The organism is Chryseotalea sp. WA131a (assembly GCA_025370075.1).
Classification (GTDB): Bacteria; Bacteroidota; Bacteroidia; order Cytophagales; family Cyclobacteriaceae; genus ELB16-189.
Map to the genome: position 1 here is coordinate 233,971 of CP073016.1, position 24,228 is coordinate 258,198.

Sequence of the window (24,228 nt, forward strand, 5' to 3'; positions counted from 1 at the left end):
GTTAAATTAAAATCCATAAAAGGAAAATTCAATTTGTACTTGTGGTGTCTTGGTTTTTTGATTGTTCTAATGTCCGTAACCGCTTCTCAAATAACTCTATCCTTTGTTTTAAAGAGTCGCCAGGAAGAGCGAATGATTTTGGAGAGGGGGATGGAGATGCGGATTCTCGAAGACCGTTTAAAATCGATGCAACAGAGATTAAAAAAGATAGAACAGCAAGAACAAAACTCCAAATGATCAATTTTCTACCTGTAGATTTTTCAAACTCTTTTATCTTGACCTCAGCTAGGAGAACCCGTTTGTTCAATTGGTCAATATGCACTTGTTCATTTCTTTCTTTTTGCTGTTCCTCAAATTCTTTAGTAAAGCCTCCTTGGTTTAAAAACATTTCCGTCAAGTCGGTTGCCTCAAAGAATACCTCAAAGTTTCTTATTTCATCGCTTCTGATGTGCGATGTAACAATGTCTTTATACAAAAGTGTTTTTAGAACAGCATACAGAATTTGCTGTTTTTGGTCGGGATATACTTGCTCCCAAATTCTATATGAAGAAATAGGAACTCCTTTCTCCCTGTTGTCAACTAGGAACTTTAGAATTTTGTCCTTTGCCTCATGTTCAGTTATTATGTCCATCTATTGTCACGTGTTATCTGTCTTTTATGTGCGTCTGCAAAGGTTGGCTCTTTTGCTTGCTTTGGTGTCGCGTGGCATTGCGCGGCAAGCAAATGTGCCAATGCGCGTCTGGTATGTCCCGTGCGCTGGCTTGCCTTGCATGTGCGTTGGCACGTGTCCGTCCGCGGGGGCAAGGCAACTCCGCGGGCTGTCAGGCGGCATTACCCATAACGTGAATATTTGCGAGCGGGCGGGAATTTGGAACTGCGTCTTGTCCCCAGCACGAAGCGCAATAAAGATAACAAAACTTTGAACTACACGTCAACCCCGCCTGGCGCAAATATATTGTTGGCTGCCGTACTTAAACTAGTCTTGGTATTAGGTTCAAGATTAGAGCAACAAAAAGTAGTCCAATAGTCAAACGATATGCGTTAAACCAACCTGCGATTAGTCCGCTACTGATAAGAATATCCTTTTCGTCTGCGTCAATTGCGTTGCTCGTCACGATAAAACCTTTTCTCATTGATTTTAAAGTCGCAAAAGAATACTCTACAACGGGAACTCCTTGCGAGTCAATCCATTTTAAGTTGCGTCCGATTAAGTTTGACGAAAGCTTGTAAGTCTTACCACTTTTAAGTTTTAGGAATGTCTGTCCCACGAGTCTATTACCAATTTCTCCTACGAACTCATTGTTCCTTTTCAAGATAACTTTGTTGTCCCAAAAACCAACTCTACTAAATCTTATTTGTTCCTTCTCACTGTCAAAGCTTGCGTTAGAACTCAACGGGCTCAATAGAGTCAGTGTCCCCAATAATTGATTACCAATTTCGAAGTCAAAAGTGTTTCCTTTCAGGTCCGAATTTTTCCAAGTTATAGTTTCCATTGTCAAAATTGTTTAGTCGTTTTGTCGAGTCCCACAGTATGGCAGCCAACGTTTGTGTATGAAACGTGGCTGGGTTTTCGAAGCGGTGTCCTGTCCCACGTGACCAAAAGTGATTTGAAAAACTAAACTACAATTTACACTGAACCCCAGCCATGTTTTATACACTTTGTTGTAGGCCGTACCGTTCGTCAGCCGTTAATTATCGTTTAACTTTAAGTCGTCAATATCGTTGTCGAGGAGATTTGTCTCTTTAACTGGTGGCTTAGTTAAATTCGATAAGTTTTTTATGTTGTTAATGTCTCGACTATTTGATATTCCTGCAATTTGAGATTTACCTGAAATATGTTCCGCTAATGACTTTGTCAAATATGCAACGGTCTCATCGTCTTTGTCCAATGATACGATATAGCGTGGCGTATGATCGAATGGATTGGATTGTCCGATTTGCATAAAACTAACAGATACAATTTGTGTACTTGCAAGTTGTAACGAAATACTTGCTCTTGTCACTTCGTTTTTGGATTCAACATTATCATGAATCCCTCGTCCTGCTGTTACTTGTGAGGATTTGTATTCTCCGTTTCCAACAACTGTAGTTAGTGTCGATTCAAAAAGAAATTCAGATAGAAATAAGTTACTTAGATGAATCAGTTTTAGTCCAAAGTTTATAATTCCTAATGTTGCAACTGTTGATAGCAGTAGGCCAACAAATGTTGTCGATATGCCTGTCAAGATTAGTAAGAGAATTAATCCAACGCTTGCACCAATAAAACCAATCTGTGAAAGGCGGTTTGCGCTGTGAGTTAAAACAGAGTCTTTTATCGTGTAACGAGGAATAGGCTGTGTTTCATGCATCATTGTCATTTTGAATGCACCTTGATCTGCTATGTACTGGTCGTAATAGATTCTATTTATTAGATTTGAGTTTCCTAAATCAATCATTCGCCTCGAAATTATTCGATGAATTTCGTCTGGATGTATGTCGAGGTCAAAATCTTCTTTCAAGACCGTAATACTGTCATTTGTCCCCTCAATTTCAATTCTTCTCTTCAATAGAAAAAAAAATGCGTAAAATATTCCGGCACTTAGTGCGGTAAAAATGAATGCTACGAAGAATACGCTTCCTGATATTTCTGGTAGTTCGTAATTCATGTATGTCGTCCTGACAATTAGTAATGTCCCTATGGAACATAATGATAAGACTATTGCCTTTTGATTTATCTTGTCATTATTCGTAATTGGGCTAAACGGACTCCATGAAAACAAGACCGAAATTGTGATTAGTAGCATTATCCATTCAAACCTGTTACCGGAAAAAATATCTATGATTTCAAGGTAGTTAAAGAATAAGGCAATAAGTAAGATCAAAAAGGGAGCGGTAGAGGAAACAATGGAATTTAAAAAATTCTGGGAAACGTTGAAATATCTAGGAGGCAAATTTTTCAGGCCGGTAAATATTCTTGTTGTTATGTTTTCAATTAACGTTGTCGGCTTAATGAGTTCCAAAATTTTTGATTGTAGAATCTTGAACAATGAACCTGCACTATATACGTAGTATATCTGGTCACGTTCCTCTTGTACTTCTTTAGCTAAATTTTCTGTCAATTTTTTGTCAGGGTCATATTTAAACAACGCAGATAGAGAAACTCTCAGATACTTTACTCCGAGTCCTAGTAACGTTATGCCACTAAATAGTTTTAGTAGGAATTTCCCTGCGGGAACAATTTGTTGTCCATCTTGGCTCATCAAACTTAATCTAAGATTTTGGAAATCTCCTTTTGTCATTAATAATAAAATCACACCTCCGATTAGTCCAAGAGCAGAGAATATTATCCAAAGTTTTCCTGTATTCTTAAAAGGGTTCTCAATTGTCACTGTTTCCTTTAGCTGCATAATGATTTCATATTTACACCCAAGAGTCAGAAAACCTCTGATTGCTTTACGGGTAAAGCGATCAGAGGACTATTTAACGTAATTGAAGGTTTTATTCCCAAATGAACCCGCATGAAAAACAATTATTTGGCTTCCTGCTTGCCAATAATGCCAGCAGGCCAATTGGGAAAAAACAAATCGCTACAATAATTTGCCAAGTGTGGTATCCACCTTTTGTAACTGGTTTAGAACATTTTGGGCACGAGATGACAGCCATTTTTAAATTGGTTTATAGGTTGGTAATGAGGTTTAATAAATACGCTACAAACATACTTACTGTGACAATTATATTAATTTTAGTGGAAACAAAAAATAGAGTTTTAGATTTCGCCATGTCCTGCAAGGCAATCAACCCTATTGGTATCTTGATTACGATTGCAATAATTATTAATACACTTGCTGGATTGTATTCAAACGCACTTACTAAGTCCAGTCGCCCCATGCTTATCAAACCTCTTGTCACACCACAGCCAATACAGTCGAAACCCAGAAAGTGTTTAATTAAGCAAAAATGTGGGAGTGAATTTATTATCTGTGGTAGGGTCCGCGAAAACAAAAAAATAATCAAGATTAAAAAAGTATGAGAGATTATAACATTCAGGTGATGCCCAGTTGTCCAATCGCTATGTTTTGGCATCAGTGTTCGAGGAACTATTTTAATGTCCATTGAAATTTTGAGTCAACGTGTTTTAAGTCACTGTTTGGGTATGGCCTACAACGTTTAGCTTATTGCTGGCGGGCAATTAAAACCTGCGCCCTGTCCAACGAGATAAAGATAAATAAAGAACCGCAAACTTCAATGACGCACAGTCCCGCCCGCTTGCAATAAGCTTTTGTTAGCGGCTGGCAGTCCTATTTAGTAGGTCGTAAATTATTTTTTCAAATTCTTCGTCCCCTAAAATAGTTTGATGTGTCGCTCCTTTTATGTCAAAATATTGGTCGTCTGGTTTCAATAATTTTTTAAGTTCGAGGGCGTCTGGGTGAAGATCACTCTTTGTCCCAGAAATAATAGCGATTTCACTTTTTGTTTTCGGAATATCTAGATCAGTCCTAAACAAGAACTTGTTAATTTTCGGAAGCGGAAGAAAAAACGCGTCCAGGTACTTGTCGACAAAGTTCTCCCGAGGTTCTATCAATATTGTCATCAAGGGGTTGTTATCGATGGCCAGATGCGATGCAATGCTTGTCCCAAGTGAGTAACCAACAATTACTATTTTGTTTTCTGGGTATTTCGATTTTAAAAAATCATATACTGTTTGAGAGTCGGAATAGAAATTGTCGAGCGTAATTTCTCCCGTGCTCTTTCCGTGTTGTCTGTAGTCGGTAATAATTATGTCGTAGTTGCATTTTAAAAACATTGGAGCCATAAGTCCCCACCTGTCAAGAGTCCCACCATTGCCTTTCCAAAAGCAGATTACTCCACGTGAGCTGTCCCTCTTAAAAAACAGCGAATTTATTTGTCCACCGTCTTTTGATTTAAAATTTAGTTCTTCGAAAGGTTCGTCAAACTTGAATTTAAAGTCCGATGGTAATTTAACAGATTTATTAAACCTGTCCCCTTGTGTTGAATAGAAATAGAAGTACAGTCCGAGGTAGCTTATGATTCCTATTCCAAATATAATTGTTAACACTTTTCTCATATCGAAGCCTTGCTTGCCGCTAACGTGAGTATTTGCGTTCGAGCGGGGCTTCCGAAGCCACGCCTTGTCCCCGGCAACGAACGCACTAAAGATACGAAAGCGTTGGATTACGCGTCAACCCCGCTTGACGCAAATACATTGTTGTGTGCTGGCCCGTCAACTTAAACTAGTTTCTTGTCTTAAGAATTCTTTGATAAGTCTGTTGTCGTCCTTTATCAAATCTGTCCAATGTATAGAAATAATGTATTCAATAAGTTCGTCAACCGTGTCGCAGGGAAGTCTGTTCCTTTTGAAAATAAACATGAAATATGAAATCGGTATGCCTGTCAACGTGATAATAATTCCAATTATCGGAAGATCCCAAAGTACGACCATAAAACGAAAGTACTTTGTCACCAAAGTAAAGACCAATAAAGAAACACAAACCAAGTAAAATGCAACGATGTAGTTAAGAAACTTAGGCATTTTCATCATCGGCATTGGCAACCCAATACTATTCAATTCTTCCCAGTCGGTTTGAATAGTCTTAGCACTTAAAATTGTTTTTAATTCTGTGTCCCGTGTGATCTTTATATTTCTTTTGGCAAAGAATGTCTCTAGTCGTTTATAAAGCGTCAGATAAAGAGTCAATCTTAGTTCTCTTTCAGAATCTAAAATCTCAATATTTGATAGATTCGCATCGTTATTGTCGTAAGTGACGTTCTTGTCCATGTAACTTATCTGTCAAAAGGGCTTGCACACAACGTTTGTGTTTGCGCAGTGGTGCGGTTTCGAAGCCGCGTCCTGTCCCCGACACAAAAACGTGGAACGAAGATATAAACTTTGGGCTACACGTCAACGCACCATTGCGCAAACATTTTGTTGGCGGTAGTATTTCAGTCACCACTATTTGTCGCGATATAAAAGTCCTTTAGTCGTTGGTGTTCCTCCTGTGTCACAGGAAATTCTCTTTCAATGTTTCCTATGCATTCAACATAAAAACCGTCAATTGATAGAATATAAATTTGCCTGTCGTCACCTACTAAGTCTTCTGTCCTAACGACTTTCCCCTCTTCACCAATCAGCTTCTTGTCGCGGAAGTCAAATGAAAATTGACCGTCCTCAACATGATAATGATAGATTGGATTCTCTATTTTATTTTGTATTTCACTTATTCTTTCCTTTACGTCTGAGTCTGAGGTGTACAATTGTTCGACTTTTTTCAAAGTGTCAAGTGACTCCTTTAAATTCCCCTTTCTCTCTTGCGTCTTTGATTTATTTATCAAGTCAGTCTTTATAAATACATTAATGTCACTCTCAATATTAATTTTTGGTTGAATCGTTATTTTGTCCTTTTGATGCTCAGATTTCGATTTTAGTTTGTCGAACTCTTGAATAAAACATTTGACAAGTTCTTGGTCATTACTCATTATTAAATTTTCGTCATTTCTGAATTCAGCATTGTAAGTCCAATTGTAAGAACCCGAAACAATTTTTTTGTCGTCAATTATTGCAAACTTATGATGCATTAGTGAAGAACTGTCGGCAAAATAAAATTTTCCGCCTTGTTTGATGAATTTATTAAAGTCAAGTCCCGTTTCTCTGTTATTGATTCTGTCATTCACCACAATCAATTCAACTTTAATCTTCCTTTCAAGCATGGTCATCAAATAGTCCAAAATGTTGTCATTCGTAAACCAAGCCACCGCAATTGAAACTTTCTCTTTCGAGTCCGAGAGTTCGTTAATCAGGTGTCTACAAATTTGTCTAAAGTGAACCGTCATCTTTTTTGAAATATTACCGCCAACGTTTGGCTTGTGGCAGGCGGGCAAATAAAAACCTTCTCCCTGTCCACCGTTATAAAGATAAAAAAAGAACTACACACTTCAATGACGCACAGTCCCGCCCGCTTGCCACAAGCTATTGTTAGCGGTAGTGCGACCTCGTCAGCCGTATCTATCTCTTCGTCCCTGTTTTTCTTTCTCTTAAATATTTACTCATTGTGTTTGTATATCTCCCGTCAAACTTTACAATAGTTATTAAGTTAAACGGTATTTTGGTTGGCTCTTTGTCCAAGTAGCCTTGTGAGTCAAAGTAACGAACATAAACGGAAGTCTTGGTAACTTTTGTTATTGGTCCAACGTCAAATGATTCGTCACTTGGGTCTTCATTCTCAACAATTGGGTTTAAACCTAAAAGCCTGATTGACTTAAAGATGGATGTCCAATTGGTCAAATCAATTTTGTGTTTTTTAACAACCCTATCTGTCAAACCTTCTAGATGCATTATTTTGTCATAATGCTTATCTGTGTTTTTGAATTGAATGTCTGCAATGGTCTTGATGGGGAAAATTGAATATCCGTCTAGTTCAAAGTCGTCACTGTCGTTTAGTAGAATAAAATCTTTTGAAAAACCAACAATATATCCATGACTTTTTTCAAAAACGTCTTTTGAAACTTGTCGTTGAACTTTAAAGTATTTTTTCTTGTCCCTGTGGTATTTTATTTTGTCAATCATCTTTTTCATCGGTCTCATCGAGCATTGCCGCTAACGTTTAGCTTATTGCTGGCGGGCAATTAAAACCTTCGCCCTGTCCAACGAGATAAAGGTAAATAAAGAACTACAAACTTCAATGACGCACAGTCCCGCCCGCTTGCAATAAGCTTTTGTTGTGTGCCGTTGCGGTCACCCAATCATTTCAAATGAACCAATTTTTAGTTTTTTAATTCCTTGCTTCTCAATTGTCTCAATTAGTTCCATAACTGAGTCCGTGTCGGCTGAACCAAAGTCCACCGAGAATTTAGTTTCATTGTCAGTTGTCGATGCCGGGCGAGTCACGTTGTGGATTACACCAGAAAGTCCGTTTGTGCCTGTCGGTTTTTTATCTTCTTCGTCAATCCACTTCTTTGCCCAGCTTAGTAGCCAGTCAATGTCGGTTAGTTCTTGATTGAAGACGAAGTCGCAACCATGCCAAAAGAATGGATTTAATTCAATACTCAATTGTCCGAATTTGTATTTTGTCGGTTGGTGATTGAGGTAAGTGTCAGCCCCAAACTCTCTCGGCTTTCCTTCTCCTTCAACTTGTTCATAGTAGTCAAGTCTGTATAGTTTGAAAGTCCTTTCTTTTTCGTCTCCGTTAAGTTCAAGTAAAATCTCTTTGGCTCCAGTCGTACGATCCGAATAGAATTTTGTCAACTGTTTCAAATATGTCTGTCGCTGTCGCTCTATTATTTCTCTAATGTCCATGAGTTAATATTTTGTAGAGCAATGGCACACAACGTTTTCGGGCTTGGCGAAGGTGGCGATTTTCACCACAAATGTTGATGCGGAGAACAAAACTTTGATTAACCACAAATGTGTCTGCGGAGCACTGAACCGCCACTTTTGCCAAACCCGTGTTACCAGCTGGCGTTCTGTCTGTCGGGTTGCTGTAGTCCTTATCTGTCGTGGCTTTCGCTGTCTTTTGTGTCGGCTGTGCGGTCGCGGTTTTAAAAAATTTTAGAAGGGAAGGAGATTTTAAAAAATAATTTTTCTTGGTCAGGTGACTTACAAGCTCTTTTGCAATTTTTGGTCTTGCGTTGGCTTGTGCGAATTGCAAATGTGCTTGTAAGTGTGGGCTGCCTGTCATTGCATTAATTGATTTATTTTGTTTTGCCACTCATCCTCAAACACTACTTGAAATTCAAAGTCGTGGTCTGGAAATTCGTCAAACAACTCTTTCCAAGCCTTCTTTGCACCAAGTTCGTTACAAAACGCAAATACATCTTGTTTGTATTTAGTGTCCTCATTTTTTAAGTGAATTCCTTTTGTCTCCAAAACGTAAACTGTTCCGTAATCGTCCTTTGCTTCCTGTTTGTCTGTTGCAACAAAGTCAGGATATATTTTATTCCGCTTCCAACCTTGTATATGATAGTCTTGTCGGCTCATATTGCGATACCACCACAATAATTTTTCTTGCTCGTCAAGATATATAGCAACTGATTTTTCAAGGTCGTTAATGTTCTCTTCGGGAACATAGTCGAACAATGATTTTTGAATTGGTGTATTGTCTGCACGAACCAATTGTTTGTTGCTTTTTACTTTAATTCTTGATGGCAACACAAAACCGCCTTTGTCTGTGATAAGGAAGAAACAGAGTTTCTTTTTCTCTACCATTTGTCTGAAAACCTGTTCCGCTAAACGATTGCGTTCTTTGTCTAAAATCTTTTTAAGTTCTTCAATTACAAAAACAAAATTTGTTGCAACTGTTTCACGGTCATATTTTTTTAAAAGCATTTTTATTGCCTTTTCTCCGAGTTGGAAACAATGCCAAGGATTTGGAACGATGTCTGTAATTTGTCTTGTCAAAAACACTTCATCAATTTCTAAAGTGCCTGATTTTTCAGCACCATAACTTGCCTTTAGCAATTCCTTTTCTTCATTGCTAAGTCCTAAAACAATTTCTTGTTCTTTGTTTATTTTGTTTTGTAAGGATAGATTTTTAAGTTCATCAATGTTGATGCTTTCCCAATCAATGGCACTTAAAATATCTATCTCAAAATTCATATCACGCCAACTTTCCTTTTCTTGAATTACGAATTTTGGAAGATAAATTTTGCCTTCGAATTTTTTGAAGCCATCACGATATTTTATTTCTCTTTCCTTTAAACCGCCTGTGTCTGTGCCACCATCATCACTTACAATTCTTCCTGCAATGTCGCCCAAGCCTTCATCTTCCAGTCCTGATTTTATTTCTCTTACCAAAGTGCTTGCATTTTGACGGAAAGTATAAACATAACATTCATCCAATTCCCGAATTTTGGTTTTACGTGCAAAAGGTTGTCTTAAAATACGACCAACCAACTGTGTTATTCCTGTTGCTGATGATGGATTTGTAAGAACTGTAAGAATATAAGCAAATGAACAATCCCAACCTTCTTGTAAGGCTTGTTTGGTTATGATGTAGCGTATATCACAATCATTCGCAAATAAGTTTATTCCTTCAATGTCGTCTTTTTCGCTACTCTTAATGGCAATATGACTTTTAGGGACATTACATTTTTTAATTAAATATTCTTTCGCATCTTCTGCGTGAATAAACTTTTTATCTCTCTGGTCTTTTCCTGTTCTCTCAACTTGTATCAAACAAATTGGTCGAATATATTCACCTGTGTTACCCTCGTATTCTTTGGCTTTCTTTTCTAACTCGTTTCGTTTTTCATAGCTTGCCAATAACGTGTCTTGCCAATCTAAACTTGTTTTGTTGGTTAAGTGAATATCCAACTTAATCATTTCCTCTTCGTGCAATTCACGCCCTGTAATTTTTACCAACTCATTGCTGTTTGGCGGGGGAGTAGCCGAAAGTTCAAGTATAAACGAAGGGTTGAAATTTCTTACTGTGTTTCTTGCCAATTCTCCGTAAGCTCTATGTCCTTCATCAATTACAACAAGTGGACGCAAAACTTTTAAAGTATTACCAAGCGAAGTTTTTATTTGCGTTCCAAAAACTTCCATTTCTGTTGTGAAGCAATCCAAATTCGGAATGAGTTCTTTTAGTTTTTTATGTCCTTCAAAATCATCTTCTCTTGGAAAAAAGTCTGTAAACCCACCTTGGTCTCTGAAAACCTTTAGAGTGTCTTTATTTTGACGATTTGCCGAAGGCAACATTAACATCAACACAACCAAATGTTCATCTATATCCAAACGATTAAACATTTCGTTTTTCTCTTTGATTAAGGTTCTGCCACCACTTGAAATGTCTAAAATTTGCCTGTACGGATGCTCTCTATTTTTGAGTGCTAAAATAGTTTGACGATAAATTTGAGTTGACGGAACAATCCACAACACCAAACCAGTTTGTTTTTTTAGAAATGTCTTTTGAATGTTGTCAATAGCGTGGCAAGCCAATAAAGTTTTACCGCCACCAGTTGGCACTTTCAAATAAATGTCGGGCAATGGTTCTTGTAAACCATTGGTTTTAGAATGATAAATTGCTCTGCCTGTGGCTTGTTCGTATGCTCTTTTGGGAAAGTTGTAATCCTTTGCCATATCAGCATCAAACTCCAAAGCCTTTTCGTATTTGACATTGAATTCTGAAAGAGAAACTAAATACTCTTTCAGTTCTTTTAAAACCTTTTCCTGATAGTGCTTTAGTCTCATTTTTGAATTCTATAAATTTCGTAAGGCAATTGGCAAAAATCAATTCGGAAATCAAGCAAAGTATGGTCGTCAACATATTTTGCAGGAGCAAAAACTAAACGCTGTTTGTTTTTAAATTTTGGCAACGATTTACAAAGTTCCAATGTCAAAGCATTTTTCTTTAACCAGTCAATGTCTGCTTTGTAGAATAAATAGGCTTCGTAATTTTTACTTTCACCAATGAAGCCAGTTTTTTCATTTACCGATTTTTCATTGAATTCTTCGCCAGTTGCTGTGTAAAATAAGTATCGGGCAAACTCGGTAAACGAAGGTAGATTTTTGCCTTTCAGCAAACTTTCCATTTCAATAGTATTACCAAGTTCAAAATAACTGAAAGACCCAGCAGTTCCCTTTTTTAGAAGTTCGTTTTTAGCTGTTTTTACTCCTTTTATGACTTTTCTAATTCTTTCGGCAGTTATTGTATTTGCGTAATCTTCTTGTTCAACCAAAATAAATTGTCGGTTACTACCTTCTTCCTTATTCAGCTCTAAGACTGCGTGACCAGTTGTTCCAGAACCCGAAAAGCTGTCGAGAACTAAGTCATTTTCTTCCGTTGAAATTTTGATTATTTGTTTTATTATTTCTACTGGTTTTGGTGTCTCAAATGGAGCTTCGCCACCAAATAGTTCTTTCAATACACTTTTCCCATCTCTTGTTGTGCCTACGTCTTTTCCAAACCAAATGGTTTCAGGAACCCTGCCCTGAACATCTTTTAAATATATTTTAAGAATTAATCTTGTTTCGTCAGCATTAAAGACAACTTGCTTGGCTGCAATTTTCTTGTCCATTGTTTCCTTGCTAAATCGCCAACCATTTGCAGAAGGTTTGATAATTTTTCCACTTGGAGTTTTTACATCATAAATTAAATTAGGACGGTATAAAGCATTTCTAATATCACCAGTTCTCCAATCTCCATTTGGGTCTTTATCGGGATTAGAGTAGTTTTTGTTGTTTTCCTCTGTTCTTTCTAATGTTGATAAAGCAAAATCTTCTGATTTTTGATAAATAATTAAATGATTGTGGTGAACTGAAAACTTTTCAGAATATCCTTTACCTTGAATGCTATGCTGCCAAATAACATTTGCGACAAAATTCGTTTCTCCGAAAAGTTCATCCATTAGAAGTCTTAAACGATGTTGTTCGTTATCATCACAAAAAATAAATATTGCACCATCCTCACTCATCAGTTCTCTTAATAGTTTAAGGCGTGGCATCATTAAGCAAAGCCATTTGTCGTGCCTTGTTAAATCTTCTTTATCGACTGTTGAGCCGAGCCATTCTTGCATCATTGGACTATTTACATTGTCATTGTATTTCCAATTTTCGTTTCCTGTATTATATGGCGGGTCGATGCAAACACATTTAACTTTCCCTGCATAAGTCGGAAGTAATGCCTTCAAAGCTTTAAGGTTATCGCCTTGTATAATTAAGTTGTCGTGCAAAGAAACTTTGTCCGTCAAACTCAATTCTTTTTTTGGCAACAATTGATGATACTTAACCGCCAAATGGTGGTTTTGCACAAATGTTTTTCCTTTAAAATGTATTGTTGGCATATCGTTAATTCAGTTTAGCAATTATTGTGTTGTAAAGATTTATAAATTCATCGTTTGTTCCATCAAACCAAGTCATTCGCAATTCATCGAAAGTTAAATTGCAATAATGATGTTCAGCAACTTTGCTTCCACCTAAATGTCCTCTAATTCCGCTGTCAGGATAGCTTTTGCAAAAGTTTTTAGCGTGGTCAAAATCTGTGTAAGTAATAACAGAGCCAGGAACAAGTCTTTGCAATGCCGTTGGATGGATATAGTTTTCTAAAAGTCGCTTTTGAGAAATTGCAAAATCAGTTCCATTTGTTAAGCCATAATCAACAAGGTTTGTTTCGTTTGGCGAAACGGCTACTGCATTGTCTTTATCGCTATCAAGAAAGATGAAAAAAGGTTTTTCAAGTTTTGTAAAAAGGTCAAGATTAACCCAATGTTTTACGCCACCACAACCACCAATTGGAATTATGTTTATACTTAATTCCTCAAAAATATGTGGAATTAAACCGTTTTGTTTGTAAAGGTTGGCTTTGTGATGCATTGCATTTGCATCATCAATACCCTCAACAAGAAATAAAAGTCGTGAAGTTGAAAACAAAGGAGTAAATGTGTTGTCGGGCTTTATTCCTAAATCTTTTGCCAGTTCCTTGTAATCAATACCAGTTTGATTAACCGTGTAAACATTGGCAGGTTTAGAAATGTGAATGATGTTATTCCGTTTTGTATTACCAACAATGGTTGGCGAATGTGTTGATGTAATTACTTGATAACCGTTGTCGGTTAGCAAATTCAATTTATCAAATAAACTGTCTTGGGCAGATGGATGTAAAAATGTTTCGGGTTCTTCAAAACCGAAAATAATTTGTTGTGTTCCGTTTGTCCTTTGAGTTTCGGCTAAATACTCAAAGTAAGACATCATTGTTATTCTTCTGAAACCATCACCTCTGGAGCTTAACGGAATGTTATTACCGTTTGCAGTGCTAACAAAAGATGTTGAAATTAATTTGCTCCAATCAAATTCAACCTTCGGTTCAACTCTTTCAGTTGATTTTAAAACGTCATTAATTTTATCAGTTACTTTTTGAAGCACACCGCCAAGTTGAGTTTTAATGGTTTCTTCCATTTCGTCAGTATCAACTTCATCTTGGATTAGCTTAAACGCCATATCCTTAAAATATTTCTGAATTGTTGCATCTGTATCAGAAAGGGAAGTGTCTGCTTTAAAATATTGGAATGATGGCAATGCTTTTTTAATGGCATCACCAATCGCTTTTAGTTTTGTTGTTCCTGAACTTGGTATTTCTTCGTATTCGTAAGTAAAGGCAACATTATTTTGTTGGTTGAATTCCCTTAACTTCTCTCGTTTTTCTACATTATTAAAAGCATCACCGTTACCTTTTGCAGTTGCAATTGCGTTTGCAGTGCATTGAGCAATTAATTGTTGTTCTGTTTTAAAAATAAAATCGCTTGTTCCGTTGTATTTTTTTCTAACGATTGAAGTCTTCGGTTTAGCAACATTTGTATCTGTAACGTTCCAAGTTTTTTTCCAAACTAAATGATTGTCTTGATTAGTTAATTCTTCGGCTTCAATAGTTGTCGGTATTTCTTCACCAAGTAAGTATTGTTCGTTTTGACAATCAAAGAAGAGTTCAACAGAAATAATATTTTCTGTTGCTTGAACATTATAATCTGACCTTGTAAGATTTGTTTCGTTGAGGGAAGCATCTATTGCTTTAAGAATAGTAGATTTTCCAGCATCATTTTGTCCTACGATGCAATTAAACAAGTCGAAATTAACGGTGATTGAACCGTTAATTCCCCTGTAATTACTTATGATTGCTTTTCTTAAAATCATTTTTTGCTTTTACTTTTTTGATACTTTACTTTTTCTTCTGCTACCTGCAATGCTTTTAAAGCCACTTGTTCATCTGCTACTTCATAAACCAACTTGTCCGAAAGCCAAGAAACAAGTAAATCACTTTCTTTAATTTTAAAATACTCTGCAAGTTTCACAACCTGTTCTCGGGTCGCATTTCTTTGTCCTCGTTCTATTTTGCTTAAAATAGCTTGGTCTATGTCGAGAAATGCAGCAACTGTCCGCAAGGGTAATTCCTTTTCTTCTCGTAGTTTTCTTATCGTTTCTCCTAAGTTGTCCATTTTGAACAAAAGTGTTTTGACTATTCGTGTCAAAAATATAAAATGAATTCTGAAAATGCTCTAAAAAAGTGTTCAAAGTTTTCAACAGATTACCAATGTCAGGCGGGTCGGCAAAATTGGCTCTTTTGGGGTTTGCTTTTGTGTCGGCTTGTGCGGTGGGGCAAACCCCAAATGTGCCAATGTGGGGAGGCATAAAATTATTTTTTAAAATGTGCGGTGGGAAATTTTTTTAAAACCTTTTGGCTCGGCTTGAGTGTCGGAAAAGTCAGGTCGGTTTGTGTCAAGGAACAGCGAAATTGTCTGTCGAATTAAGGTCGTCTGTTGGTGGTCGTGTCGGTCGTCCTACGCTTGCTGGTAACGTTTGTGTTTGCGCAGTGGTGGGCTTTCGAAGCCGCCACTGTCCGCGTGGGCAAACGTTTAACGAAGATAACACTTATAGCTTACACGTCACCCCACCATTGCGCAAACATTTTGTTACCGCCAGTACCCCTTTGTCTCAAATCAAATTATTTGTCTGTCAGTATTTACCTTTTTCTTCATGAATCCTCCTAATTGAAGGTTAGCCAATAATACATGATAATCGTCATTTTTTAGTGTCAGTAAATCGTCTAACTTAGGCAATGTTAAGATATGACCTAATTTATGCAAACAGTGAATTATATGAAAACTAATAGTGACTTTACCTACGCAAGGGCGATTACATATGGGGTGTTAACCGAGTTATTATTGGTTTTAACACAATTTATATATTTAAAATATTATGCTAATAATAATCCCGAAGTTGGATTTGTTTTTACCTCTGACTACATGATCAATCGAGGGTTTTATGTTTTCCAGATTATTGGTTTTTTTGTCTACACGGTTGTTGTTTTTGTTCTGATAAGGAAAATAAAGGTTAATACTTTTAAAAAAATACTGGCATTGATTGTCACAGGAGCAGTCATAGAATTAACTTTCTATGCTATTGTGCCCGCAGACTATGAGTTAGCGTTCTTTTTCTCTGTCCTAGATAAGTTTATTGCAGGTATTTTTGGAGCTATTGTCTATTTCTATTCCTCAGATTCTGAATAGTTTCAGTATGAATTTGTTAAATTCTATGTAAAAGTCATTTGTTTAGTACTGCGGAGTACATCCACACCATTTTTTCTTGTGCTCTCAAATAGTCGCTCATTAATGCATTTGTCCCGTCATCATCTGCCTCGGAAGACAAATTGAGTAATTCTCTTTGAAGAGTAATAATTATTTTAAATGAATTCAAAATATCTTCAATGGCTTTTGTTCCGTCCGATACATGGATACTTTCAGTAATTTTTGATACTCTCGTGTATTCAGAATATTTGTGATTAGGCGAATGCCCTAGTGTTAAAATTCTTTCAGCTATTTCATCAATTTTTAAAAGCAAGTCATTATAAAGTTCTTCGAACTTAATGTGCAGTTCGAAAAACTTTTCACCTTTTATATTCCAATGATATCCTCTGGTGTTTTGATAAAACATGGAATAGTTCGCTAACAATTCGTTTAGTTTGACTGCTATCTGTTCTGATTTAATTTTATCAAGTCCAATTGCGTTTAGATTTTTCATGCTTTTTTTATGAAGTTACTGACTTTTAATCACTTTGACAGTAACATTTGTCACATTAAAAATTAAACTATCTTGTTTCAAGTGTCAGAATTCGTTTTCTATATCTTATTAAGCGGATGCTAGCCGGGGGGTATTGGCGGTAACGTGAGTATTTGCGTTCGAGCGGGGCTTTCGAAGCCACGTCCTGTCCCCGACACCGAACGCAATAAAGATACGAAAACGTTGGATTACGCGTCAACCCCGCTTGACGCAAATACATTGTTGTGGGCTGGCTGGCTTCACTACAGCTCTCTTAATAGAACAGCCAGTCCACCGATTATCATAACAATTGCTAGTACTACAATTTCTCCACGTGCTGCTCTTGCTGATGGATTCCCTGATTCGTTTTTCACTGGTCTATTTCTAAATCTTACAATTAGTATTAGTCCACCAAGTACAATTGTCAACGAAGCGATAATTATTGTTAGTGTTCTGTCATTCATTACCAAGTCAATTCAATTTGCTACGATTACCTGTCCCCGAACCCATTCAATCATCTGTTGTTTTTTAAAGTCAAACCATTTCTGTCGGTAGGGGCCAGAGTTATCAATGTCAAATTTAAAGTTTGCAAATGGTTTTGGTCGTCTCAATGCCTCTTCAAGTCTGTCACGCAGCGGTACGTTGTCGACCGTGTTTATAAATTTTTCCATTAGTCGAAATGATTTATGGCTGTCCATTTTCTCAATTTCTACATAGCTGTCAAAATTGTTTTCGATTTCTTCATTTGCCTCGTCCCACCATTCTGAGTCGCTGTCGGGATTGTTTATAATATCAGGAGTCGTCACAATTGTTTTTTTCTCCTTGTGAACGAAACACCTTAGTCCAGAGTCCAAGTTGTCTGCGAGTTCGTTTATTTGTTCGTCAGTCATTAGTTGTCGAAGTTGTCACGCCAGCTTGCCCACAACGTGAGTATTTGCGTTCGAGCGGGCTTGCGAAGCCGCGTCCTGTCCCCGACACCGAACGCAATAAAGATACGAAAACGTTGGATTACGCGTCAACCCCGCTTGACGCAAATACATTGTTGTAGCCAGTGCGCCCTTACGCTAATTTATTATTCCGTTCTCAAGTCCCTTAAGGTCAGTCTCGAATTTTTCAGATTGATCTCTCAAAATAAAAACTAAACTGGAATACAGTATTACATATAATACCCCCGATACGGTGTAAAGCGTTGTTGGTGCTTTTGCAAAGTAGAGTGTCAAGATGTAGATTACTGGAATCAGTCCTACGATGATTAACGAAAACTCTGTGATGGCGAATTTAATTCGTATTCGTCCGTCTTCTTGTTTTTCATTTTTTATTTCAATCTTACAAGTCGGTACTCTGTCCAAGCTGATTTTAGTATAACTGTCCTTTAGACAATAAAGACTAATTTTTTGGTTGTCAATAAGACCCAGTTTGTAATTAGTCCCGACTTTTCTTTTTAGTCCGTCTTTAAGTTCATTAAAGTCCAACGTTGTATAATAATCTCTACTAAGGTTCATCATATATATTTCAAAGGTCTAAATTGTCCGGGGCGCATTGGCTACAACGCTAATATTTGCGATCGGGCGGGAATTTGGAACTGCGTCCTGTCCCCAACACGAAGCGGAATAAAGATAACAAAACTTTGAACTACACGTAAACCCCGCCTGGCGCAAATATATTGTTGGCAGTAGTGCTTTCCTGTCCACTGTTGGTTTTTAAATTAGTCGTCTTACGTTTTGTTTATAGTCTGTATATTTTTGTCCGTGTTGTCCTGTCAAGAATTCCTCTTCAAGCCTGATTTGTATTTGAATAAGTACATAGCCTAAAATCAAAAAAAGTCCTGTCAATGCGTTTGGTGTCGTTAGGAAAAGTCCGACTAAACTAATTATCATTCCAAAAAAAATTGGGTTTCGTGAATGTCTAAAAAGTCCTGTCGTAATAAGTTCAGTCATAGTTTCAGTGTCTATTCCAATTCTCCAAGAGTTTTTCATATGTCCTTGTGCGATAATTGTCCAAATGAGAGCAAACGCTAAAAGTCCAAGTCCCACATATTTGATTGTCGATGTTTCAAGCTGTTGAATTGGTAAAAAATTACCGTAAAGTGTCGGTATAAAAGCAAACACTAAAACATAAATGAACATAAAAATCATTGTCAGTTTAAAGTAAGAGCCAATTAGTCCGTATGCACTGTCGTCTTTCGGTAAGACAAGTGGATTTTTTCCGATTCGTTTCGCAACAATTACACTTTTTGCAACAAATGCAATTCCGAAGTAAACAATAAAATATGTCGGTAAAAATATTCTTAGGATTTCATTCATTTTGTCTGTCGGTCAATGTTTACGGTGTCGGTCACAGCATTACTGCCAACGTTTAGGCTTGCAGAAGGCGGGCAATTAAAAACCTGCGCCTTCTCCCACGTGATAAAATAAATGAAACGCACTGAACTTTCCTAACGCACGTTCCGCCCGCTTTTCTGCAAGCCTGTGTTATGGCCAGTTTGCAACCGAGCCTAGGGTTTTAATGTCGGCCGTGCAAAAGAGAAAATGTCCACCGAGAAGTCTCGCGAGCAAGTCGTCCAGCGCAAGAGTTTTGGTCGTCCGCCAGAAAGTTTCTTTAAGAATTGTCGCGCGAGAATGGGTCGTCCGATTGCAAATGCTTCAGAGAAGAGTAGTCAACGAGCAAAAGTGTCCCCAAGAAAAAAGTTCAAAAAGGCATCTTTGATTTTTTCAAATTTTCCGTCAGTCGTTTGAAGCAAAGTCCGCGCAATGTCTATGAATTGTCAGCGAGCAAAAGTCAGTCGTCTACTAATTTGTCGTCACCGAAATTATGGAGGAGCACTCGTCCCGCAAATTGGCCATAACGTGAATATTTGCGATCGGGCGGGATTTTGAAACTGCTTCCTGTCCACGACACCAAACGGAATAAAGATAACAAAACTTTGAACCACACGTCAAACCCGCCTGGCGCAAATATATTGTTGGTGGCTGGGCCGTTCTGATTTACTATCCTGGCGGCCATCTTAATTGTCGCCCTGATAAAATGTGAATATGTAAATGATAAACAGTCTGGGCGCCTAAAGGATTTGTATTTATTACAATTCTAAATCCTTTGTCTTTAAACGCATATTTCTCAACTGTCTCATTCATTAATTGAAACATTTCTTTCAATGTTTGTTCGTCCACCTCGGTTATATTTTGAAAACGTTGTTTGGGTATAATTAGAAAATGTAGAGGGGCTTCTTTTTCGTCACAGTCAACAACGAATGCAAGTTTGGATTCTAAAATCCATTGGTCTTTGGGAATTAAAAGGAATGGACTTTGTTCAATCAAGGATTTCCTTTTGATTTTCGGTATTTCATTTTCTGCTATTTTCCAATACATCCAGTCGATTGGCTTCAACTGTCCTATACAAAGTCCAACAAGGAAAACAATTCCGATGAATGTCTTAGGATAGCTTTTAAGAATTTTCAATGTTCTCTCTGTTAAGCGTTAAACTATTTTGCCTTGCCACCAACGTGAGTATTTGCGTTCGAGCGGGGCTTCCGAAGCCACGCCTTGTCCCCGACACCGAACGCACTAAAGATACGAAAACGTTGGATTACGCGTCAACCCCGCTTGACGCAAATACATTGTTGTGGGCCGTTTTTTACACCCGAATTTTTACTGGAAGTCCAAATATTTGCCAGATGGCCGCAGTGGTACTATTCGTTCGTTAATTCGTCCTTTAAGTTTGTGAAGTCAATATGTCGTATTACTTGCCCTTGCCAGTCACAGTCACCTCGTAACCAAGCCGTGAAAATCTTATTCTCTGAATTGGTAATTTCTATTTTGTACGGAACTAATGTGTCCGAAACTATTTTAATGTTTATGACACCTAGTCCAAGCAGTCGTGGCCTTATTTTTTCGATGTCGATTGGATTTTGCATAAATAATTCTTTCATAATATTATCAAAGTCCTTACGATAAAATAACGAGTCGCACTCTGTCGAGTTGATTCTATCTACATCTAATGAGAAGCCTTTGCCTACTACGTCTTCTAATAAAAACCCATAAAATGTCTTAAGCCCATTTTTGTTGTCGTGCTCGAACGTCCAATAGCCACAAGTGTCCCATATTGTATCACATTCAGCCACGTTCATTTTGTTATGAAACTTAAAGTCCTTGTCAAACGGGTCGAAATCGTCATTACTTGATTTACAACCCAAAGCAATTAGTCCGACAATAAAAAGCGTAAATAGTCTCATAGTATCATCAGTCCAAAACGTAGTCTTTCCAAAGTCCGATAGCTAATTTTTATCTTGTCAATAGTAGTCCCGTTAATCGAAAAAAAATGGCCCACAACGTTTGTGTTTCTTCAGTGGTGCGCTTCCGAAGCCGCGTCCTGTCCCCGACACAAAAACATTGGACGAAGATATAAACTTTGGGCTACACGTCACCGCACCATTGAAGAAACATTTTGTTGGCAGCTGGCCGTTACTTCAACTTATCTTTTAAGTCCGTTATGCGGTTACTAAATATCTTGTCCGAGAAGTCGATGGGTTCTCGTGAACCTCTCGTCTGAATTACTCTCTTCTTGTCATTGAACCCAAAACTAAAACTAGTGTCAGACTTGTCCTCGCGTTTTTGTTTCAGTCCACCTAAAAAGCGTATCATTTCGTTTTCTGAAAAAACTAGTAAAATGTGGTCGTACCAGTCCGTCTGTTTAATTCTTTTTGATTCAATTTCATTTGTCGGGTTTGTGATGAAAAGTCCGAATAAAATATAGTAGTCTGCAAGTCCTTTCTGAATACTGAATTTGTTGAACCACGTGTAGTTTTTGAATTTCTCTTTTTTTGACTTTCGTTTGGGTAGTGTCGGGTTATAAGTCCTTGAACCTTTTATTTGGATAGTCAGGCACTTATTTGTCTTTTTATTGAAGACTACGAGGTCAAATCCCTTTTGTTGTCTAGTCGAAGGAATAAGAATAGAATAGCCGTCTTTCTTTGGAAACTTTTTCTCCAATTCGTTAACGACCATGTTCTCAGAAAAAGGCAATACTAATATTGGGTCCATATCTTTTTTCGGCTTGCTGCCAACGTTTGGCTTGTGGCAGGCGGGCAAATAAAAACCTTAGCCCTGTCCACCGTGATAAAGATAAATAAAGAACTGCAAACTTCAATAACGCACAGTCCCGCCCGCTTGCCACAAGCTTTTGTTGGCAGCTGTATTATTTAACCCAATCCCTTTTCGTCCGAGAATATTTTCTTTTCTCTTTTACATCGTGTACCCCGTCAAGCACTAAACTGTCAACCGTTAACTAATCAATTTTATTGACCATCATTTTATTTCCGTACTGAGTCACTGTCACAAGCGAATTGTCCTTGATGACATAATCTAAAGTAAAAACCGTATCAACGTTATTGTCTACGGAAACTGTTGTGTCGTCAAATGTTAGAGTATGATAGGTCGTCCACTCGTTAAGGTACCAAGTCCCCTTGATGTCAGCTGGCGAGATTTTATTTTCAGTCCTGCTACAGGCGACCACTACAAAAAGTGTCAATATAATAGCTGTCGCGGGCCATGTTTTTTTTAAGTTTTTTATTTGTCTGTGGTTCGAGGTCCTCATTGTCCAAAATAATATTGCTGCCAACGTGAGTATTTGCGTTCGAGCGGGGCTTCCGAAGCCGCGTCCTGTCCCCGACACCGAACGCAATAAAGATACGAAAACGTTGAATTACGCGTCAACCCCGCTTGACGCAAATACATTGTTAGCGGCTGTTTATTTTTCTCTGAACAAAAAATACAATCTCCCAACAAATTAATGTCGTCAATATCATGCTCAAACCACCAATACTGAAGTTGCCGTCAGTAAGTTTTTTTATTGTCAATTGAAAAAATGTCAAACCTACTAAAGACACAAAAATTGAAGTCAGAACATTTCTTATTGAAAATTGTCCAACTGTCAGCCGTGAAAAAATGTTATTAGCTATTGTCAAACCCAATAGAATTGAAAGAAAAAAGATGTCGTCTGGTCCAATGTCTAGGATGTCGGATAAAGTGGCTAGGGTCAAATATGGAATCGCAATTAGTCCTACGGACAAAAAGAAATAGTAGCCAAGTCGTTCAATAAAATCTAGTTTCATTAGTTCTCCGGTCTGTCCGAAATAAATTGCCGCTAACGTTTATGTTTATGACGGATTGGGTTTTCGAAGCGCGTCACTGTCCCACGTTGCTGAACGAAATTAAGAAAACAAAACTTGATAGCAACACTGAACCCCAAGCTGGCATAAACATTTTGTTGGGCGTTCGTGCTTCACTCATCTCTTTTTCTTTTTAGTCGTTAGTTTGGTTATAATTTCGTCAGCCATTGCAAGATAGTCCTTTGTTGATTTGTCCAAGTCTGCGTCTGTGATTTCCGTTTTTATTTCTGTCGTTGATTCGTCAACGTTCCCAAAATTTTTATTTAAATATTTTTCAATTTCCTCCATTGCTTTCAGAACGCTGATTTTGCTTTTCTGTCCGTACTTTTCTGTCCACCATTCATTGAATTTTTCAGTTGTCCGAAGTCTCTTATCTTCTTCAATTATGAGTCCGATGCGTTTTAGCTTCGTTGTCCCAGTTACAAATTCTGAATTTGTCATGATTGAATGGTTGATGTAGTCCGCAGCTTGAATGATGTCGGTCAAAGTAGAACCTTTGTCACCTTTTTCTGAAAACTTAATTGCTTCAAGTAACCATGCGTCAGAATACTCAAATGTCATTGTCTGTCCGTTAGTCTGAATGTTAAATAAGCATGACGCCCAACGTAAATATTTGCGATCGGGCGGGAATTTGAAACTGCGTATTGTCCCCAGCACCAAACGGAATAAAGATAACAAAACTTTGTGCTACACGTCAACCCCGCCTGGCGCAAATATATTGTTGGCCGCATGTGCCCTTAACGTACACCAATTATTCCGAGTCCTTCTTTTAAGTCCTTACGCTGGTCTAAGGTTGTTGGATTTATTCCCCAGTTCTCCGCTATTTTCATTACGAGTTCTTCGTTGGGTATTATTAGTCCTTCTTTTTCAAAGTAGTCGGCCTGCTTTGCTGCTTCGGAAAAAGTGTCTACAAGGTCAAATTGTTTTTCAAACTCTGTCGGTTCACCTGTAACAATTAAATTCTCACCACTTTCTCCAAGATAACTGTAAGCTCGTTTTGTTTGTCCTTCAATTGACTTCATCCAACCATGAAGTTCAACTACTCGATGTGTCACAAAATAGTCTGCGTGACCGAATTTGGAACTCAACTCGTTAAGTAGCTTTGTCGCTGCTATAATATTGTCTTCTGTGTCCAGTCCGGGCAAACTTAGTCCAACCACAAAGATTAGACTGTCAACCGATGGAGAAACAAAAATCTTATCCGTATATGCTCCGTCAATTCCTTGAGTCCAGTTAGTTGGTTGCTGATTTTTTAGATTTATAAAGTCCGCAACTTCTTTTGGGTCATTTGCTTTCACAGTCAACCAAATACATTTGTATCCAAATGAGATTGGTTTGTCGGCTGTTACTTGATTCGTTTGCTCGTTTTGTTTTTTGAAACACGAAGTCAACCAAGTCAGTAGTGTCATTATCAATATAAATTGTCTCAATTTCATTTTTAATCAGTTGTCGAAATTGTCCGGTGGCATTGCGGCCAACGTGAGTATTTGCGTTCGAGCGGGGCTTTCGAAGCCACGCCTTGTCCCCGGCACCGAACGCATTAAAG

27 protein-coding genes are annotated in these 24,228 nt (G+C 37.7%); 1 reads left to right on the forward strand and 26 read right to left on the reverse strand.

All coding sequences use genetic code 11. The features are described 5' to 3' along the window. Window positions 1-28: 28 nt before the first annotated feature. The 15 genes from KA713_01055 to KA713_01125 all read right to left on the reverse strand — a co-directional run bounded on the left by KA713_01055 (window position 29) and on the right by KA713_01125 (window position 14,919). Window positions 29-631, reverse strand: coding sequence for a hypothetical protein (locus KA713_01055; protein ID UXE67222.1), 603 nt, complete (start codon window positions 629-631; stop codon window positions 29-31). Between the two features lie 340 nt (window positions 632-971). After that, window positions 972-1,493 (reverse strand): hypothetical protein, encoded by a 522-nt coding sequence (locus KA713_01060; GenBank protein UXE67223.1) that lies wholly within the window; start codon window positions 1,491-1,493, stop codon window positions 972-974. Between the two features lie 195 nt (window positions 1,494-1,688). After that, window positions 1,689-3,386 carry a hypothetical protein gene (locus KA713_01065; protein UXE67224.1) on the reverse strand — a complete coding sequence of 566 codons (1,698 nt, stop codon included), beginning with the start codon at window positions 3,384-3,386 and terminating at the stop codon, window positions 1,689-1,691. 91 nt (window positions 3,387-3,477) lie between these two features. Next, window positions 3,478-3,642: a DUF2367 domain-containing protein gene (locus KA713_01070; GenBank protein ID UXE67225.1), complete on the reverse strand. Its 165-nt coding sequence runs from the start codon at window positions 3,640-3,642 to the stop codon at window positions 3,478-3,480. A gap of 12 nt (window positions 3,643-3,654) precedes the next feature. After that, window positions 3,655-4,092, reverse strand: a complete 438-nt coding sequence (locus KA713_01075; GenBank protein ID UXE67226.1) for a DUF2752 domain-containing protein — start codon at window positions 4,090-4,092, stop codon at window positions 3,655-3,657. A 169-nt stretch (window positions 4,093-4,261) separates the two neighbouring features. After that, window positions 4,262-5,065: an alpha/beta fold hydrolase gene (locus KA713_01080; protein ID UXE67227.1), complete on the reverse strand. Its 804-nt coding sequence runs from the start codon at window positions 5,063-5,065 to the stop codon at window positions 4,262-4,264. Between the two features lie 156 nt (window positions 5,066-5,221). After that, window positions 5,222-5,776, reverse strand: coding sequence for a DUF3096 domain-containing protein (locus KA713_01085; GenBank protein ID UXE67228.1), 555 nt, complete (start codon window positions 5,774-5,776; stop codon window positions 5,222-5,224). Between the two features lie 164 nt (window positions 5,777-5,940). Further along, window positions 5,941-6,828, reverse strand: a complete 888-nt coding sequence (locus tag KA713_01090; protein UXE67229.1) for a DUF1669 domain-containing protein — start codon at window positions 6,826-6,828, stop codon at window positions 5,941-5,943. A 172-nt stretch (window positions 6,829-7,000) separates the two neighbouring features. Next, entirely contained in the window at window positions 7,001-7,570 is a 570-nt protein-coding gene (locus KA713_01095; GenBank protein UXE67230.1) for a hypothetical protein, read from the reverse strand. A gap of 159 nt (window positions 7,571-7,729) precedes the next feature. Further along, on the reverse strand, window positions 7,730-8,290 hold the full coding sequence (locus tag KA713_01100; protein UXE67231.1) for a hypothetical protein: 561 nt from the start codon (window positions 8,288-8,290) through the stop codon (window positions 7,730-7,732). After that, window positions 8,280-8,672: a hypothetical protein gene (locus KA713_01105; GenBank protein UXE67232.1), complete on the reverse strand. Its 393-nt coding sequence runs from the start codon at window positions 8,670-8,672 to the stop codon at window positions 8,280-8,282. The genes KA713_01100 and KA713_01105 overlap by 11 nt, the downstream gene beginning before the upstream one ends. Next, window positions 8,669-11,182, reverse strand: a complete 2,514-nt coding sequence (locus tag KA713_01110; protein ID UXE67233.1) for a DEAD/DEAH box helicase family protein — start codon at window positions 11,180-11,182, stop codon at window positions 8,669-8,671. Before KA713_01110 ends, KA713_01105 begins: the two co-directional genes overlap by 4 nt. Beyond that, complete coding sequence (locus tag KA713_01115) at window positions 11,179-12,774, reverse strand: site-specific DNA-methyltransferase (protein UXE67234.1); 1,596 nt, start codon at window positions 12,772-12,774, stop codon at window positions 11,179-11,181. Before KA713_01115 ends, KA713_01110 begins: the two co-directional genes overlap by 4 nt. 4 nt (window positions 12,775-12,778) lie before the next feature. After that, window positions 12,779-14,617 carry an AAA family ATPase gene (locus KA713_01120; GenBank protein ID UXE67235.1) on the reverse strand — a complete coding sequence of 613 codons (1,839 nt, stop codon included), beginning with the start codon at window positions 14,615-14,617 and terminating at the stop codon, window positions 12,779-12,781. After that, window positions 14,614-14,919 carry a helix-turn-helix transcriptional regulator gene (locus KA713_01125; protein UXE67236.1) on the reverse strand — a complete coding sequence of 102 codons (306 nt, stop codon included), beginning with the start codon at window positions 14,917-14,919 and terminating at the stop codon, window positions 14,614-14,616. Before KA713_01125 ends, KA713_01120 begins: the two co-directional genes overlap by 4 nt. Before the next feature lie 660 nt (window positions 14,920-15,579). On the opposite strand from KA713_01125, the gene KA713_01130 reads away from it, so the two are divergent. Beyond that, a complete protein-coding gene (locus KA713_01130) occupies window positions 15,580-15,990 on the forward strand; it encodes a hypothetical protein (protein ID UXE67237.1) in 411 nt (136 codons plus the stop codon). Between the two features lie 34 nt (window positions 15,991-16,024). Here the strand turns inward: KA713_01130 and KA713_01135 are convergent, their stop codons facing one another. The 11 genes from KA713_01135 to KA713_01185 all read right to left on the reverse strand — a co-directional run bounded on the left by KA713_01135 (window position 16,025) and on the right by KA713_01185 (window position 24,091). Further along, window positions 16,025-16,501: a DNA starvation/stationary phase protection protein gene (locus tag KA713_01135; protein UXE67238.1), complete on the reverse strand. Its 477-nt coding sequence runs from the start codon at window positions 16,499-16,501 to the stop codon at window positions 16,025-16,027. A 494-nt stretch (window positions 16,502-16,995) separates the two neighbouring features. Beyond that, window positions 16,996-17,409 (reverse strand): hypothetical protein, encoded by a 414-nt coding sequence (locus KA713_01140; protein UXE67239.1) that lies wholly within the window; start codon window positions 17,407-17,409, stop codon window positions 16,996-16,998. 174 nt (window positions 17,410-17,583) lie between these two features. Next, window positions 17,584-18,024 carry a hypothetical protein gene (locus tag KA713_01145; protein ID UXE67240.1) on the reverse strand — a complete coding sequence of 147 codons (441 nt, stop codon included), beginning with the start codon at window positions 18,022-18,024 and terminating at the stop codon, window positions 17,584-17,586. 195 nt (window positions 18,025-18,219) lie between these two features. Then, a complete protein-coding gene (locus tag KA713_01150) occupies window positions 18,220-18,822 on the reverse strand; it encodes an isoprenylcysteine carboxylmethyltransferase family protein (GenBank protein ID UXE67241.1) in 603 nt (200 codons plus the stop codon). Between the two features lie 684 nt (window positions 18,823-19,506). Then, window positions 19,507-19,974, reverse strand: coding sequence for an HIT domain-containing protein (locus KA713_01155; protein UXE67242.1), 468 nt, complete (start codon window positions 19,972-19,974; stop codon window positions 19,507-19,509). 230 nt (window positions 19,975-20,204) lie between these two features. Beyond that, the gene (locus KA713_01160) at window positions 20,205-20,747 is read right to left on the reverse strand and encodes a hypothetical protein (protein ID UXE67243.1); all 543 of its coding nucleotides are present in this window, start codon (window positions 20,745-20,747) and stop codon (window positions 20,205-20,207) included. Between the two features lie 229 nt (window positions 20,748-20,976). Next, window positions 20,977-21,555: a hypothetical protein gene (locus KA713_01165; GenBank protein UXE67244.1), complete on the reverse strand. Its 579-nt coding sequence runs from the start codon at window positions 21,553-21,555 to the stop codon at window positions 20,977-20,979. Window positions 21,556-21,799: 244 nt separating this feature from the next. After that, complete coding sequence (locus tag KA713_01170) at window positions 21,800-22,108, reverse strand: hypothetical protein (GenBank protein ID UXE67245.1); 309 nt, start codon at window positions 22,106-22,108, stop codon at window positions 21,800-21,802. Between the two features lie 142 nt (window positions 22,109-22,250). Beyond that, window positions 22,251-22,625 carry a hypothetical protein gene (locus KA713_01175; GenBank protein UXE67246.1) on the reverse strand — a complete coding sequence of 125 codons (375 nt, stop codon included), beginning with the start codon at window positions 22,623-22,625 and terminating at the stop codon, window positions 22,251-22,253. A gap of 174 nt (window positions 22,626-22,799) precedes the next feature. Beyond that, entirely contained in the window at window positions 22,800-23,243 is a 444-nt protein-coding gene (locus KA713_01180; protein ID UXE67247.1) for a hypothetical protein, read from the reverse strand. A gap of 176 nt (window positions 23,244-23,419) precedes the next feature. After that, a complete protein-coding gene (locus KA713_01185; GenBank protein ID UXE67248.1) occupies window positions 23,420-24,091 on the reverse strand; it encodes a hypothetical protein in 672 nt (223 codons plus the stop codon). Window positions 24,092-24,228 lie beyond the last annotated feature (137 nt).

Bases quoted from the DNA above. Each gene is read 5' to 3' on its own strand.
- KA713_01115 (UXE67234.1), bottom strand. From the start codon at position 12,774: ATGCCAACAATACATTTTAAAGGAAAAACATTTGTGCAAAACCACCAT.
- KA713_01080 (UXE67227.1), bottom strand. From the start codon at position 5,065: ATGAGAAAAGTGTTAACAATTATATTTGGAATAGGAATCATAAGCTAC.
- KA713_01060 (UXE67223.1), bottom strand. From the start codon at position 1,493: ATGGAAACTATAACTTGGAAAAATTCGGACCTGAAAGGAAACACTTTT.
- KA713_01075 (UXE67226.1), bottom strand. From the start codon at position 4,092: ATGGACATTAAAATAGTTCCTCGAACACTGATGCCAAAACATAGCGAT.
- KA713_01125 (UXE67236.1), bottom strand. From the start codon at position 14,919: ATGGACAACTTAGGAGAAACGATAAGAAAACTACGAGAAGAAAAGGAA.
- KA713_01145 (UXE67240.1), bottom strand. From the start codon at position 18,024: ATGATGAACCTTAGTAGAGATTATTATACAACGTTGGACTTTAATGAA.
- KA713_01140 (UXE67239.1), bottom strand. From the start codon at position 17,409: ATGACTGACGAACAAATAAACGAACTCGCAGACAACTTGGACTCTGGA.
- KA713_01160 (UXE67243.1), bottom strand. From the start codon at position 20,747: ATGAGACTATTTACGCTTTTTATTGTCGGACTAATTGCTTTGGGTTGT.
- KA713_01070 (UXE67225.1), bottom strand. From the start codon at position 3,642: ATGGCTGTCATCTCGTGCCCAAAATGTTCTAAACCAGTTACAAAAGGT.
- KA713_01085 (UXE67228.1), bottom strand. From the start codon at position 5,776: ATGGACAAGAACGTCACTTACGACAATAACGATGCGAATCTATCAAAT.
- KA713_01185 (UXE67248.1), bottom strand. From the start codon at position 24,091: ATGACACTACTGACTTGGTTGACTTCGTGTTTCAAAAAACAAAACGAG.
- KA713_01165 (UXE67244.1), bottom strand. From the start codon at position 21,555: ATGGACCCAATATTAGTATTGCCTTTTTCTGAGAACATGGTCGTTAAC.
- KA713_01180 (UXE67247.1), bottom strand. From the start codon at position 23,243: ATGACATTTGAGTATTCTGACGCATGGTTACTTGAAGCAATTAAGTTT.
- KA713_01120 (UXE67235.1), bottom strand. From the start codon at position 14,617: ATGATTTTAAGAAAAGCAATCATAAGTAATTACAGGGGAATTAACGGT.
- KA713_01150 (UXE67241.1), bottom strand. From the start codon at position 18,822: ATGAATGAAATCCTAAGAATATTTTTACCGACATATTTTATTGTTTAC.
- KA713_01065 (UXE67224.1), bottom strand. From the start codon at position 3,386: ATGCAGCTAAAGGAAACAGTGACAATTGAGAACCCTTTTAAGAATACA.
- KA713_01090 (UXE67229.1), bottom strand. From the start codon at position 6,828: ATGACGGTTCACTTTAGACAAATTTGTAGACACCTGATTAACGAACTC.
- KA713_01110 (UXE67233.1), bottom strand. From the start codon at position 11,182: ATGAGACTAAAGCACTATCAGGAAAAGGTTTTAAAAGAACTGAAAGAG.
- KA713_01130 (UXE67237.1), top strand. From the start codon at position 15,580: ATGAAAACTAATAGTGACTTTACCTACGCAAGGGCGATTACATATGGG.
- KA713_01055 (UXE67222.1), bottom strand. From the start codon at position 631: ATGGACATAATAACTGAACATGAGGCAAAGGACAAAATTCTAAAGTTC.
- KA713_01175 (UXE67246.1), bottom strand. From the start codon at position 22,625: ATGAAACTAGATTTTATTGAACGACTTGGCTACTATTTCTTTTTGTCC.
- KA713_01170 (UXE67245.1), bottom strand. From the start codon at position 22,108: ATGAGGACCTCGAACCACAGACAAATAAAAAACTTAAAAAAAACATGG.
- KA713_01105 (UXE67232.1), bottom strand. From the start codon at position 8,672: ATGACAGGCAGCCCACACTTACAAGCACATTTGCAATTCGCACAAGCC.
- KA713_01135 (UXE67238.1), bottom strand. From the start codon at position 16,501: ATGAAAAATCTAAACGCAATTGGACTTGATAAAATTAAATCAGAACAG.
- KA713_01100 (UXE67231.1), bottom strand. From the start codon at position 8,290: ATGGACATTAGAGAAATAATAGAGCGACAGCGACAGACATATTTGAAA.
- KA713_01095 (UXE67230.1), bottom strand. From the start codon at position 7,570: ATGAAAAAGATGATTGACAAAATAAAATACCACAGGGACAAGAAAAAA.